Origin of the sequence: Escherichia sp. 93.1518 (assembly GCF_013368915.2) — a bacterium.
GTDB classification, from domain to species: domain Bacteria; phylum Pseudomonadota; class Gammaproteobacteria; order Enterobacterales; family Enterobacteriaceae; genus Escherichia; species Escherichia ruysiae.
The window spans coordinates 48,934-63,399 of record NZ_JABWMT020000016.1; the positions used below are offsets into that span (position 1 = coordinate 48,934).

Here is a 14,466-nt window from a genome sequence, read left to right on the forward strand (position 1 = left end):
TATTTGAGATGCGCTCATGGAAAGTACGCCGAAAAAAGCTCCTCGCAGTAAGATCCCTGCCCTGCTGGTCGTTGCGCTGGCGCTGGTTGCCCTCGTTTTCGTTATCTGGCGCGTAGACAGTGCGCCATCAACCAACGACGCTTATGCTTCTGCCGATACCATCGATGTGGTGCCGGAAGTCAGCGGTCGTATTGTGGAACTGGCAGTCACAGACAACCAGGCAGTCAAACAGGGCGATTTGCTGTTTCGTATCGATCCTCGCCCTTACGAAGCGAATCTGGCGAAAGCCGAAGCCTCCCTCGCCGCACTGGATAAGCAAATTATGCTCACCCAGCGTAGTGTTAACGCCCAACAGTTTGGCGCCGACTCAGTTAACGCCACGGTAGAAAAAGCCCGCGCCGCCGCTAAACAGGCCAGCGATACATTGCACCGTACCGAACCATTACTGAAAGAAGGTTTTGTTTCTGCTGAAGAAGTTGACCGTGCGAGAACTGCACAGCGCGCTGCAGAGGCCGACCTTAATGCCGTATTGTTGCAGGCGCAGTCAGCCGCCAGCGGCGTCAGCGGCGTCGATGCACTGGTCGCCCAACGTGCAGCGGTGGAAGCGGATATCGCGCTGACCAAACTGCATCTGGAGATGGCAACCGTTCGCGCGCCGTTTGATGGTCGGGTCATTTCCCTCAAAACCTCGGTTGGACAATTTGCCTCCGCAATGCGCCCTATTTTCACGCTAATCGACACCCGTCACTGGTACGTTATTGCCAACTTCCGCGAAACCGATCTGAAAAATATTCATGCTGGTACGCCTGCGACAATTCGCCTGATGAGCGACAGCGGCAAAACCTTCGAGGGTAAAGTGGATTCCATTGGCTACGGCGTGCTGCCGGATGACGGCGGTCTGGTGCTTGGCGGCCTGCCGAAAGTGTCTCGCTCTATTAACTGGGTTCGCGTCGCCCAGCGTTTTCCGGTCAAAATCATGGTCGATAAACCTGACCCGGAAATGTTTCGCATCGGCGCGTCGGCAGTCGCTAATCTTGAGCCGCAATAATGAGCGCCCTCAACTCCCTGCCATTACCGGTGGTCAGGCTGCTGGCGTTCTTTCATGAAGAGTTAAGCGAGCGGCGGCCTGGTCGTGTGCCGCAGACCGTGCAGCTCTGGGTTGGCTGCCTGCTGGTGATTCTGATCTCAATGACCTTCGAGATCCCCTTCGTGGCGTTATCACTGGCGGTGCTGTTTTACGGTATTCAGTCGAACGCGTTTTACACCAAATTTGTGGCGATCTTGTTTGTGGTTGCCACGGTGCTGGAGATCGGCAGCCTGTTTTTGATCTACAAATGGTCATACGGCGAACCGTTGATCCGATTGATCATCGCAGGTCCTGTCCTGATGGGCTGTATGTTTTTGATGCGCACTCATCGGCTGGGGCTGGTCTTTTTTGCCGTCGCCATTGTCGCCATTTACGGGCAAACCTTCCCCGCCATGCTCGACTACCCGGAAGTGGTCGTGCGTTTAACGCTGTGGTGCATCGTTGTCGGCCTCTATCCAACCTTGCTGATGACGTTAATCGGCGTGCTGTGGTTTCCCAGCCGCGCCATTACGCAGATGCATCAGGCGCTTAATGATCGGCTTGATGACGCGGTACGTCACCTGGCAGAAAGTCTTGCGCCGCTACCCGAAACGCGGATTGAAAGAGAGGCGCTGGCGCTGCAAAAACTGAATGTCTTTTGCCTCGCGGACGACGCCGACTGGCGAACCCATAGCGCATGGTGGCAAAGCTGCGTGGCAACGGTAACCTACATTTACTCCACGCTGAATCGCTACGATCCCACCTCTTTTGCGGATTCGCAGGTAATCATTGAGTTTCGGCAAAAATTAGCCTCTGAAATCAACAAGCTGCAACATGCTATTGCCAAAGGGCAGTGCTGGCAAAGCGACTGGCGGCTTAGTGAAGATGAAGCGATGGCGGCACGGGAATGTAACCTGGAGAATATCTGCCAGACACTGTTACAGCTTGGTCAGATGGACCCGCACACGCCGCCAACGCCCGCCGTCAAACCGCCGTCAATGGTCGCCGATGCCTTTACTAATCCGGACTATATGCGTTACGCGGTAAAAACACTGCTGGCCTGTTTGATCTGTTACACCTTCTACAGCGGCGTGGACTGGGAAGGCATTCACACCTGTATGCTGACCTGCGTGATCGTCGCTAATCCAAATGTCGGTTCGTCGTACCAGAAGATGGTGCTGCGTTTTGGCGGAGCTTTTTGCGGTGCAATTCTGGCGTTGCTGTTTACGCTACTGGTCATGCCATGGCTGGACAATATTGTCGAATTGCTGCTCGTACTGGCACCGATTTTCCTGGTGGGCGCGTGGTTCGCCACCAGCTCTGAGCGTTCTTCTTATATCGGCACGCAGATGGTGGTGACCTTTGCTCTCGCCACGCTCGAAAACGTCTTTGGTCCAGTTTACGACCTGGTGGAAATACGCGATCGTGCCATCGGCATTCTTATCGGTACGGCGGTATCGGCGGTGATTTACACCTTTGTCTGGCCTGAAAGCGAAGCGCGCGCGCTGCCGCAAAAACTGGCTGGCGCGCTGGGTATGTTAAGCAAACTGATGCGTATCCCGCGCCAGCAGGAAGTCACGGCTCTGCGCACTTATCTGCAAATTCGTATAGGTCTACATGCGGCGTTTAATGCCTGTGAAGAAATGTGCCAACGCGTGGCGCTTGAACGTCAACTGGACGGCGATGAACGCGCCTTACTGATTGAACGCTCGCAAACAGTTATTCGTCAGGGACGCGACGTTCTTCACGCCTGGGATGCCACCTGGAACTCGGCGCAGGCGCTGGATCACGCGCTCCAGCCGGACAGAGCCAGCCACTTTGCCGATGCACTGGAGAAATACGCTGCCGGTCTGGCAACCGCGCTCAGCCATTCTCCCCTGATAACGCTTGAAGAGATACCCGCCTCGCAGGCCATCCTGCCCACCTTATTAAAACAGGAGCAACACGTCTGTCAGCTCATCGCCCGCTTGCCAGACTGGACAGCCCCGGCATTAACGCCCGCCACGGAACAGGCACAAGGAGCCACTCAATGATCAATCGTCAACTTTCATGCTTGTTGTTGTGCAGCATTCTCGGCAGCGCGACGCTGATTTCCGGCTGTGCGTTAGTGCGTAAGGATTCAGCCCCTCATCAACAGCTTAAACCAGAGCAGATCAAACTTGCCGATGATATTCATCTTGCCAGTTCCGGCTGGCCGCAAGCGCAGTGGTGGAGACAGTTTAATGATCCACAACTGGATGCGCTGATCCAACGGACGTTAAGCGGTTCTCATACCCTCGCCGAAGCGAAATTGCGGGAAGAAAAAGCGCAGTCGCAGGCAGATTTGTTAGATGCTGGTTCACAATTGCAGGTGGCGGCATTAGGGATGCTCAACCGCCAGCGCGTCTCTGCCAACGGCTTTTTAAGCCCTTATGCGATGGATGCGCCCGCACTGGGAATGGATGGTCCGTACTACACCGAAGCCACCGTAGGTTTATTTGCCGGATTAGATCTCGATTTATGGAGCGTACATCGCTCAGCGGTTGCCGCAGCCATTGGCGCGCATAACGCCGCGCTGGCAGAAACTGCGGCAGTGGAACTGTCGCTCACTACAGGCGTAGCGCAGCTTTATTACAGTATGCAGGCCAGCTACCAGATGCTCGATCTGTTAGAGCAAACCCGCAGCGTGATTGATTACGCAGTGAGAGCGCACCATAGTAAAGTGGCGCACGGCCTGGAAGCGCAAGTACCGTTCCACGGCGCGCGGGCGCAGATTCTGGCGGTCGATAAACAAATTGCTGCCGTCAAAGGGCAAATCACTGAAACGCGAGAATCTCTGCGTGCATTGACTGGCGCGGGCGCCAGCGATATGCCGGAGATCAAACCGGTAGCATTGCCGCAAGTCCAGACCGGTATTCCGCCGACACTCTCTTATGAGTTGCTCGCCAGACGCCCGGATCTGCAAGCCATGCGCTGGTATGTTCAGGCGTCATTAGATCAGGTGGATTCCGCACGGGCGCTGTTCTACCCAAGCTTTGATATCAAAGCGTTTTTCGGCCTGGATTCCATCCACCTGGATACCTTATTCAAAAAAACCAGTCGCCAGTTCAACTTCATTCCGGGTCTGAAATTGCCGTTGTTTGACGGTGGGCGGTTGAATGCCAATCTCGAAGGCACTCGTGCTGCCAGCAACATGATGATTGAACGTTACAACCAGTCCGTGCTGAACGCAGTGCGCGACGTTGCAGTCAATGGCACGCGTCTGCAAACGCTGAATGACGAGCGGAAGATGCAGGCAGAACGCGTAGAAGCGACCCGCTTCACCCAGCGCGCCGCCGACGCCGCCTACAAGCGCGGTTTAACCAGCCGCTTACAGGCAACCGAAGCCGAATTGCCGGTGCTTGCCGAAGAGATGTCATTACTGATGCTGGATAGCCGCCGCGTGATCCAAAGTATTCAGTTGATGAAATCGCTGGGCGGCGGGTATCAGGCGGCTCCCATCACCGAGAAAAAATAAAATGTCTGCCGCGTGATGGCTGTCACGCGGTATTTCGTTTCGTCACGTCAAAACTGACGACAGCCTGTTTTTCGTCAGAGTTTTGAATAAATAGTGCCCGTAATATCAAGGAATGTCCCCAAATAAAATGTGGCATAAAAGATGCATACTGTAGTCGAGAGCGCGTATGCGTGATTTGATTAACTGGAGCGAGACCGATGAAAAAAGTCGTCACGGTTTGCCCATATTGCGCATCAGGTTGCAAAATCAACCTGGTCGTCGATAACGGCAAAATCGTCCGGGCGGAGGCAGCGCAGGGGAAAACCAACCAGGGTACTCTGTGTCTGAAGGGTTATTATGGCTGGGATTTCATTAACGATACCCAGATCCTGACCCCGCGCCTGAAAACCCCCATGATCCGTCGCCAGCGTGGCGGCAAACTCGAACCTGTTTCCTGGGATGAGGCACTGAATTACGTTGCCGAGCGCCTGAGCGCCATCAAAGAGAAGTACGGTCCGGATGCCATCCAGACGACCGGCTCCTCGCGTGGTACGGGTAACGAAACCAACTATGTAATGCAAAAATTTGCGCGCGCCGTTATTGGTACTAATAACGTTGACTGCTGCGCTCGCGTCTGACACGGCCCATCGGTTGCAGGTCTGCACCAATCGGTCGGTAACGGCGCAATGAGCAATGCCATTAACGAAATTGATAATACCGATTTAGTGTTCGTTTTCGGGTACAACCCGGCAGATTCCCACCCGATCGTGGCGAATCATGTGATTAACGCTAAACGTAACGGGGCGAAAATTATCGTCTGCGATCCGCGTAAAATTGAAACCGCGCGCATTGCTGACATGCACATCGCACTGAAAAACGGCTCGAACATCGCGCTGTTGAATGCGATGGGACATGTCATTATTGAAGAAAATCTGTACGACAAAGCGTTCGTCGCTTCTCGCACAGAAGGCTTTGAAGAGTATCGTAAAATCGTTGAAGGCTACACGCCGGAGTCGGTTGAAGATATCACTGGCGTCAGCGCCAGTGAGATTCGTCAGGCGGCGCGGATGTATGCCCAGGCCAAAAGCGCATCCATTCTGTGGGGCATGGGGGTTACCCAGTTCTATCAGGGCGTGGAAACCGTACGTTCTCTGACCAGCCTCGCAATGCTGACCGGTAACCTCGGTAAGCCACATGCGGGCGTTAACCCGGTTCGTGGTCAGAACAACGTGCAGGGTGCCTGCGATATGGGCGCGCTGCCAGATACGTACCCTGGCTACCAGTACGTAAAAGATCCGGCTAACCGCGAGAAATTCGCCAAAGCCTGGGGCGTGGAAAGCCTGCCAGCCCATACCGGTTATCGCATCAGCGAACTACCGCACCGTGCGGCACATGGCGAAGTCCGTGCGGCGTACATTATGGGCGAAGACCCGCTGCAAACTGATGCGGAACTGTCGGCAGTACGTAAAGCCTTTGAAGATCTGGAACTGGTCATCGTCCAGGATATCTTTATGACCAAAACCGCGTCGGCGGCGGATGTTATTTTACCGTCAACCTCGTGGGGCGAACATGAAGGTGTCTACACTGCGGCTGACCGTGGCTTCCAGCGTTTCTTCAAAGCGGTTGAACCGAAGTGGGATCTGAAAACGGACTGGCAAATCATCAGTGAAATCGCCACCCGTATGGGTTATCCGATGCACTACAACAACACCCAGGAGATCTGGGATGAGTTGCGTCATCTGTGCCCGGATTTCTACGGTGCGACTTACGAGAAAATGGGCGAACTGGGCTTCATTCAGTGGCCTTGCCGCGATACATCAGATGCCGATCAGGGGACTTCCTATCTGTTTAAAGAGAAGTTTGATACCCCGAACGGTCTGGCGCAGTTCTTCACCTGCGACTGGGTAGCGCCAATCGACAAGCTCACCGACGAGTACCCGATGGTGCTGTCAACGGTGCGTGAAGTCGGTCACTACTCTTGTCGTTCGATGACCGGTAACTGTGCGGCGCTGGCGGCGCTGGCTGATGAACCTGGCTACGCACAAATCAATACCGAAGACGCCAAACGTCTGGGTATTGAAGACGAGGCATTGGTTTGGGTGCACTCGCGTAAAGGCAAAATTATCACCCGCGCACAGGTCAGCGATCGTCCGAACAAAGGGGCGATTTACATGACCTACCAGTGGTGGATTGGTGCCTGTAACGAGCTGGTTACCGAAAACTTAAGCCCGATTACGAAAACGCCGGAGTACAAATACTGCGCCGTGCGCGTCGAGCCGATCGCCGATCAGCGCGCCGCCGAGCAGTACGTGATTGACGAGTACAACAAGTTGAAAACTCGCCTGCGCGAAGCGGCACTGGCGTAAATCAGTCCCTCTTACAGCCTCCTTTCGGAGGCTGTTTTTTTATCTATTCGAACTCTTTATACTGGTTACTCCCTACCCAATCGTATTATCAAAATGAAAAAAATTATCGCATTGATGTTATTTTTGACATTCTTTGCCCACGCAAACGACTCCGAACCCGGCAGCCAGTATGTAAAGGCAGCAGAGGCCGGAGATAAACGCGCACAATATTTTCTTGCCGATAGCTGGTTTAGCTCCGGCGATTTGAGCAAAGCCGAATATTGGGCACAGAAAGCCGCTGACAGCGGTGATGCCGATGCCTGCGCGCTGTTAGCGCAGATCAAAATCACCAATCCGGTCAGTCTGGACTATCCACAAGCAAAAGTTCTTGCCGAGAAAGCGGCACAGGCGGGCAGTAAAGAAGGTGAAGTGACGCTGGCGCATATTCTGGTAAATACTCAAGCGGGTAAACCGGATTATCCAAAGGCGATTTCGCTGTTAGAAAACGCTTCGGAAGATTTAGAGAATGATACTGCCGTTGATGCCCAGATGCTGCTTGGCTTGATTTACGCCAACGGCGTGGGCATTAAGGCCGACGATGACAAGGCAACCTGGTATTTCAAACGCAGCTCTGCAATTTCCCGAACCGGTTATTCCGAGTACTGGGCGGGAATGATGTTCTTAAACGGTGAAGAAGGTTTTATCGAGAAGAACAAGCAAAAGGCGCTGCACTGGTTGAACCTGAGCTGTATGGAAGGGTTTGATACCGGGTGTGAAGAGTTTGAAAAATTAACCAACGGTTAAGCCAGGCCTGATAAGACGCGTTAAGCGTCGCATCAGGCGTTGATGTCGGATGCGGCGTAAACGCCTTATCCGACCTACAAAAATCACGCTAAATCAGGCTATTGCACTGTCTGGCGTAGGCCTGATAAGACGCGACAGCGTCGCATCAGGCATCACACATTGCCGGGTGGATATAACCCTCCGGCAATCTTCAATTACTGATCCGCAGTCTTATCAAATTTGCCCAGCATTTCACGTTCATAGGCCATCGCCTTTTTGCGGTCAAATTTGTGTTCCCACTTGGCAATCACCAGCACCGCCAGCGCATTACCCACCACGTTCAGCGCGGTACGCGCCATGTCGAGGATACGGTCAACACCGGCAATAAACGCCAGGCCTTCCAGCGGAATACCCACGCTCCCCAGCGTTGCCAGCAGCACCACAAACGACACGCCCGGCACGCCTGCAATCCCTTTCGAGGTCACCATCAGCGTCAGCACCAGAATGATTTCCTGCCAGATGGACAAATCAATGCCATACAACTGCGCGATGAAGATAGCGGCAATACTTTGATACAGCGTCGAGCCATCAAGGTTAAAAGAGTAACCGGTCGGCACCACGAAGCTGGTGATCGACGCCGGTGCTCCGTAGGCTTCCATCTTCTCAATAATTCGCGGCAGTACGCTTTCAGAGCTGGCAGTGGAGTACGCCAGAATCAGCTCATCTTTCAGAATACGAATCAGGATCCAGACGCTTAACCCGCACAGGCGCGCCACAATTCCCAGCACTACCAGCGCGAAGAACAGAATGGCGAAATGCACCAGCAGCACCAGCTTCGCCAGCGGCCACAGGGAAGAGAAACCGAAGTTAGCCACCGTCACCGCAATCAGCGCAAATACACCCACCGGTGCATAACGCATCACCATGTGAGTCACTTTAAACATGGTTTCAGAGATGGAGCGGAACACAGTCACCAGCGGTTCACGATGCGTCGCTGGCAGGGAGGAAAGCCCCAGACCAAACAGCACCGAGAAGAAGATAATCGGCAGCATTTCACCTTTCGCCATCGACGCCACAATGTTCGTCGGCACCAGCGACAAAATCGTGCCCATAATGCCGTGGGAACTGCTTTGTACCGCTTCCGTAGTGCTCTGATATTTCGAGATATCAACGGTCGCCAGCTGCGACATATCCACCCCGGCACCGGGCTGGAAGACGTTTGCCAGAGTGATCCCCAGAATGATGGCGACGGTGGTGATCACTTCAAAGTAGATAATGGTTTTCGCGCCGATACGCCCGAGCTGTTTAGCATCACCAACACCTGCAATCCCAACCACCAACGTGGAGATAACAATCGGCACAACAATCATTTTGATCAGGTGGATGAAGATATCACCCGCCGGAGAGAGCAAATTGACGACCAGCCATTCTCGACTGTCGCTATGGTAGTGCAGGTAACTTCCCAGGAGAATGCCCAGCACCATAGCAAACAGAATCTGCCAGGCCAGGCTGAATTTTATATTTTTCATATGAATGACTTCCTCAATGGAGCGCCGTTCCCGCTCAGAAACGCGAGAACGTGACATACTGCCAGGGCATGAATTGTGTTGCGTTGGTTTGTAGATTTTTTTAACGCTTATGATCAGTATCATTTGCGCGGTATGTTGCGCAACCCTTTAACAACAGAGCTTTTCGCTGCATTAATGCATAATAACGCGAGTTTATGACAGGTTATATGAATAACCATTTGTTATGGAAAGATTTTTATTTGTTTAATCTGCAATAATACTGATTGGTGATTATTTTTGTCATGTGTTCATTCGATTATTTTTTACGCAGCTCAATAACATAATCTGCAATACCGAATGATTAGTCCGATCGCCGTTGAAGGAGTTTTGCCATATTAATCGACTCAACCAACTGTGTCCGGTTGACCCTGGGTGAATTGAGATCCATCACTTTTTGCCATAGTTCGATGGCTCGCGCGTAATTCGCCTGCATAAACGCATCGGAAGCCAGCAGCATCAGGGCGGTGATTTCGTTTTCGTCCAGCGCGAGAGCTTTGTCGATCATCGCGCGAGTCTGGGCGGTCATATGCTGGCTGGCCTGGTAATAAAGCACCGTCGCCAGCGCCGCGTACAGTTCTGCATTTTCACCACGCAGCCGTAGCGCCTGACGGTACGCCAGCAGCGAATTACTGTAATCGTTTTGCCACAGGTAATACTCGCCCAGCAACGCCCATTGTTCGCTGTTTTGCGGGTTGGCGCGGATTTTATCCTGCAATGCCAGAAGCTGTGTCTCTGGTGTTTGCTGGCTGGCAAACTGATGCAACGGATCGCGCTGACGCTGATACTCCGCATGTACCGCCTGCCATTTTGGGGTTAACAGATAACTGCCAATACAGACAAATACCATCAAAATCGTGAGTGTTACCAGCATTTTTACCGGCATTTTAGGCTTTTTCATCGCTTCACCCTCACCCGCCAGAGGATCAGCACCATCAGTACTAACAGCACCACTGGCAGCACCCAAAGGAGCAGCGTCTGACCGGTCAGCGGTGGGTTATAGCGAACAAAATCACCGTAGCGTTCGGTCATCCAGCCAATGATTTCAGCTTCGCTTTTCCCCTCCGCCACCATGCTGTAAACCTGATGACGCATACTGACTGCCACCGGCGCATTAGATTCCAGTAAGTTCTGATTCTGGCACTGCGGACAGCGTAACTGACTGGCAATACTTAACGCCTGTTCCTGTTGTTGCGGATTGGCGAATTGCCAGGTGTCTACGACCTGAGCGTGCACAAAACAGGCGAACAGCAGCAGCAAAGTGAGAAGCCCTTTATTCATCGCGCTTCCTCCCCCGCCATCCGCTTAATAACGCGCCCGCAATCATCAACAATCCTCCCCCCCAAATCCAGCGCACACCGCTTTGTACATACAAACGAAATGCATAGCGATCCGACCCGGTTTTTTCTCCCATGACCGCATACCAGTCATGGATGCCGTTCCAGCGAATTGACGGCTCCATCATTTGCTGGCGACGAGCTTCATAAAAACGCCGCTCCGGCGTTAATTCACCAATACGTTGCTGATGGTCAAACAGCGCCACTATCGCTTTTTCGCTGGTGTAATTGCCTTTGGCTTGTAGATCGAGGCGTTCAAAACGGAAGGTGTATCCTGCCAGCGTCACCTGCTGACCCGGCTGTAAATTCAGGCTGATCTCCTGACGGCTAACGCTGGAAACCACAATCCCGGCGGCAAATAACAGCACGCCCGCATGTGCCAGCTGCGCCGGAAGCTGCGCACGTTTGCCAGAGACAAGCGTCGCCAGCACAATCACCACCAGCATCAACAGGCCAAATGGTAACGTCGCGCGGTTAAAATACGGCGCGCCAACGGAGAGGCGTCCCCAGCCCAGCAGGCCGTAAATCATCGGATAAAGCGTTCCCACCAGCACGATCAGTAGCACCGCGCAAAACAGCAGCAGCGTTGCGAGGATTAACATTTCTCGCGATAACCCCGAAAAACGCCCCGCCGGCTCACCGTCCCGCGCTCGCCAGCCATATAGCGCCAGAGACGCAAGGCTAATCAGCGCAAACAGGCTAAACAGCGGCACAGCGCGGACATTATCCAGCGCGAACGCATGAACCGAAACCAGAATGCCAGAACGGACAATCAACGTGCCCAGCAAGGACAACATCAGGGTAACTATCGCCAGCAGCAGCGACCAGTGGCGGAAAATCCCCCGCTGGCGTGTCAGGGACAAACTGTGCAGCAGCGCAGTGGCAGAAAGCCAGGGTAATAAAGAGGCGTTTTCCACCGGATCCCAGAACCACCAGCCGCCCCAGCCCAGTTCGCAATAGGCCCACCAGGAACCGAGGATGATCCCCGCCGTTAATGCGCTCCAGCCAGGTAGTGCCCAGCGCCAGCAAATTCGGGCGCTGGCCGCATCAAACTCGCCGCGCAGTAAACTCGCCAGCGCCACGCTCGCCGCCACCATCAAACCGCCATAGCCGAGATAAAGCAGCGGTGGATGAAAGATAAGGCCGGGATGTTGCAGCATCGGATTGAGATCGCGACCTTCAATTGCTGGCGGAAATATCCGTACAAAGGGATCGGACCACAGCACCACAAACAGCAACAGTGCGGCGAGCATGAGAGATAAAACGGCTAACGTCAGCGGAAATAACGGATCGGTTTGCTGCCGATAATGCCAGGCAAACAGCGCGCTCCAGGCGGAAAGTAACAACATCCAAAGTAGCAACGAACCTTCATGACCGCCCCACACCGCCGCCAGTTTGAGTTCCCACGACAGCAGGCTGTAGCTATGTTGGGCGACATAAATGACCGAGAAATCGCTGATGAGAAAACAATATGTCAGCACGCCAAAGGCGAGCAGCAGGAGCACGAACTGCGCCAGAATGCCGATGCAAGTGAGTCGCATCATGGCAGGCCAGCGCAACCGCACTCCCGCGAAGGTCGTCAACGGGGTCAACACATTGACCCCAAGACTTAACAACAACGCCAGAAAACCGACTTCAGGAAGGAATACGTCCAGAAACCACCTCTTTTCTGGTTTACGCCACCGTCAACTGTCCGGCGTAGAGAATGAAAAAGCGCAGCATCAATACACCGACCAGGCTGGCTCCACACGCCGCCAGCACGGCAGGAATGCCGGTACTGCGATTCACCCACGGTTTGAGCAGCATTGGCACAATCAGCCCCAGCCCGGCAACACCAAGCCAGAACCACCACGTCCAGAAACCGCCGCCCAACGCCGCCACCAGCGCACGCACTTTACCGTCATCGCCCAGCGCCAGACCGACGAAAAACGCCACCAGCAGGAAGATTTCACCCCATACCACGGGAATTTCCATACGGTGAACAAAGTGCGCTTCCGTAGAATGCGGATTACTGCGCTGGCGTATCGCCATGGCGATCAGCGCCACCGCCGCACCGGACGAGATACCGGAGAACAGGAACAGCACCGGCAGGATCGGGTTATTGAGGAACGGATACGATTTCAGCGCCGACAGCAGAAAGCCGGTATAAGCCCCCAACAACACCGCCAGCACCAGCATCAGCGTTTCCAGTCCGCGATGAACGGGCGTCAGCAGGTTCAGAACCTTTTGCACGATCCCCAGCTTCGGCAACCAGCGTTGTTGCAGGGCAAGCAAATCGTGTTCAAAGATTTTCGCCAGCCACAGCACCAGCACCACCATGTAGAGCTGAAACAGCATTACCCCCATCGACATCACCGAGGTAAAACTGTAGTGGAACATCAGCTTCCAGAAGGTCCACGGCCTCGTCAGGTGGAAGACGAGGATCAACAGACCGAGGATCACCGCGCCAGGCCCGACAATCAGCGTGGTTCGCAGCAACGTACTGTCTGCGCCGCCCGCCTGCGGGTAGAAGCGACGCAGCAACACCGCCAGCGTCACCAGCCCGGCAGAAATCCCCACCAAAAACAGATAGATGGCAATCGGCCAGTCCCACACCAGCGATTCAAAATGAAATGCGGAAGCCTGCGTCATTGGCTCACCTCCCCGTATTTAAACGGTACGCGGTACAGCTTCGGTTTGGTTCCCAGCGCCAGCTTGTAGCGGTAAGTGGGCTTCTGGCGCAGCAGTTGCGAAATCTCACTGTTGGGATCGTCCAGATTGCCAAACGTTAGCGCCTTCGTCGGACAAGCCTCGACGCACGCGGGCAGCTTACCGGCCTGCAAATTGGTCTTACGGCAGAAATCACATTTGTCCGCCGTCTTCGTGACCGGATGGATAAAGCGCACGCGGTACGGACAGGCGGCGATGCAGTACTGACAACCGACGCAGAGATCCGGGTTAACATCGACAATCCCGCTGGCAGCATCGCGAAAAGACGCACCTGTCGGGCAGACGTCAACGCACGGCGCATGGTCGCAGTGCTGGCAAGACTTACGGAAGAAGCGATATTTCACATCAGGAAATTCGCCCTGTGGCTCGCTACGAATAATCGTCAGGCGCGAGACACCTTCCGGCACCTTGTTCACTTCCCGACAAGCATCCATACAGGCGGTACAGCCGATGCATAACGACTCGTCATGCACCATGCCGTAACGCACGCCATTAATATTCAACGTTTTCGCCACCACGTGCCCTGCGGTGCCGCTGACGGCTGCCAGCACGCCGACGCTGGTGAGAAACTGGCGACGTGACCAGGTCATGGCTGCTCCTTAAGCAACGGAACAGACGCCGGGTTAAAGTTCGGATTGGTGCGCTGATCGCTGTGGCAATCGACGCAAATCTTAATCCGTCCTTTGTCACTTAACGTCTGCATCGTATCTTGCTGTGGATGCAGGGAATGGCAGCTGGCGCACGCCACTTTGGTTACGTGGACATCGTGCGGCCAGAACGCTTTTTGCAACTGTTCCGGCAGATGGCAGGACATACAGACACTGTTCTGCTCACCAACGTTGTACATCGGCTCGTTAAAGCGCATCACATCTTTCACCCCTTCACGGTGTTGCGGTGACGGCTGGCCGTGACAGTTGGTGCAGGTGACCGGCAGTTTATTATTTGGGTTGATAACGGAAGCATGTTTGCCATGCATACCTTCGGTGTCTGGCTTATGACAGTCCAGACAGGCGGCATCCGGGTTACGCTGCTGGGTAACTTCGTAGCGATCTTCAGATGCCTGCGCCGCAGGGGTAGCGGTAATTCCGTTCAGGCTCCACAACAGGCCCGACGCCAGCACCCCGGCAGTTAATAACGAACGTAATACGCTCATATTCACTCCATTGTGTTTTCCGCCCCTTGCGAG

General features: G+C 54.2%; 12 protein-coding genes. 5 read left to right on the forward strand and 7 right to left on the reverse strand.

Going from position 1 to position 14,466, the window contains the following annotated elements; genetic code table 11:
• Positions 1 to 16: 16 nt before the first annotated feature.
• From mdtN to yjcO, 5 genes are all read left to right on the forward strand, one after another.
• Positions 17 to 1,048, forward strand: coding sequence for a multidrug efflux transporter periplasmic adaptor subunit MdtN (gene mdtN / locus HEN21_RS13495; RefSeq protein WP_000446396.1), 1,032 nt, complete (start codon positions 17 to 19; stop codon positions 1,046 to 1,048).
• The gene (gene mdtO, locus HEN21_RS13500; protein WP_176252229.1) at positions 1,048 to 3,099 is read left to right on the forward strand and encodes a multidrug efflux transporter permease subunit MdtO; all 2,052 of its coding nucleotides are present in this window, start codon (positions 1,048 to 1,050) and stop codon (positions 3,097 to 3,099) included. Before mdtN ends, mdtO begins: the two co-directional genes overlap by 1 nt.
• On the forward strand, positions 3,096 to 4,562 hold the full coding sequence (gene mdtP / locus HEN21_RS13505; protein ID WP_176252228.1) for a multidrug efflux transporter outer membrane subunit MdtP: 1,467 nt from the start codon (positions 3,096 to 3,098) through the stop codon (positions 4,560 to 4,562). Before mdtO ends, mdtP begins: the two co-directional genes overlap by 4 nt.
• Before the next feature lie 197 nt (positions 4,563 to 4,759).
• Positions 4,760 to 6,907, forward strand: coding sequence for a formate dehydrogenase subunit alpha (gene fdhF / locus HEN21_RS13510; RefSeq protein WP_105285625.1), 2,148 nt, complete (start codon positions 4,760 to 4,762; stop codon positions 6,905 to 6,907).
• Between the two features lie 93 nt (positions 6,908 to 7,000).
• Positions 7,001 to 7,690, forward strand: a complete 690-nt coding sequence (yjcO, locus tag HEN21_RS13515) for a Sel1 family TPR-like repeat protein YjcO (RefSeq protein ID WP_176252227.1) — start codon at positions 7,001 to 7,003, stop codon at positions 7,688 to 7,690.
• A 194-nt stretch (positions 7,691 to 7,884) separates the two neighbouring features.
• On the opposite strand, the gene gltP is transcribed toward yjcO, so the two are convergent.
• The 7 genes from gltP to nrfB all read right to left on the reverse strand — a co-directional run bounded on the left by gltP (position 7,885) and on the right by nrfB (position 14,433).
• The gene (gene gltP, locus HEN21_RS13520; RefSeq protein WP_000789605.1) at positions 7,885 to 9,198 is read right to left on the reverse strand and encodes a glutamate/aspartate:proton symporter GltP; all 1,314 of its coding nucleotides are present in this window, start codon (positions 9,196 to 9,198) and stop codon (positions 7,885 to 7,887) included.
• 340 nt (positions 9,199 to 9,538) lie between these two features.
• Positions 9,539 to 10,135, reverse strand: a complete 597-nt coding sequence (gene nrfG / locus HEN21_RS13525; RefSeq protein ID WP_105286308.1) for a heme lyase NrfEFG subunit NrfG — start codon at positions 10,133 to 10,135, stop codon at positions 9,539 to 9,541.
• The gene (gene nrfF, locus HEN21_RS13530; RefSeq protein ID WP_176252226.1) at positions 10,132 to 10,515 is read right to left on the reverse strand and encodes a heme lyase NrfEFG subunit NrfF; all 384 of its coding nucleotides are present in this window, start codon (positions 10,513 to 10,515) and stop codon (positions 10,132 to 10,134) included. Before nrfF ends, nrfG begins: the two co-directional genes overlap by 4 nt.
• Positions 10,508 to 12,226, reverse strand: a complete 1,719-nt coding sequence (locus HEN21_RS13535) for a heme lyase CcmF/NrfE family subunit (RefSeq protein WP_176252242.1) — start codon at positions 12,224 to 12,226, stop codon at positions 10,508 to 10,510. The genes nrfF and HEN21_RS13535 overlap by 8 nt, the downstream gene beginning before the upstream one ends.
• A gap of 19 nt (positions 12,227 to 12,245) precedes the next feature.
• Positions 12,246 to 13,202 carry a cytochrome c nitrite reductase subunit NrfD gene (nrfD, locus tag HEN21_RS13540; RefSeq protein WP_107164314.1) on the reverse strand — a complete coding sequence of 319 codons (957 nt, stop codon included), beginning with the start codon at positions 13,200 to 13,202 and terminating at the stop codon, positions 12,246 to 12,248.
• Complete coding sequence (gene nrfC / locus HEN21_RS13545) at positions 13,199 to 13,870, reverse strand: cytochrome c nitrite reductase Fe-S protein (RefSeq protein ID WP_176252225.1); 672 nt, start codon at positions 13,868 to 13,870, stop codon at positions 13,199 to 13,201. The genes nrfD and nrfC overlap by 4 nt, the downstream gene beginning before the upstream one ends.
• The gene (gene nrfB / locus HEN21_RS13550; RefSeq protein WP_010354304.1) at positions 13,867 to 14,433 is read right to left on the reverse strand and encodes a cytochrome c nitrite reductase pentaheme subunit; all 567 of its coding nucleotides are present in this window, start codon (positions 14,431 to 14,433) and stop codon (positions 13,867 to 13,869) included. The genes nrfC and nrfB overlap by 4 nt, the downstream gene beginning before the upstream one ends.
• Positions 14,434 to 14,466 lie beyond the last annotated feature (33 nt).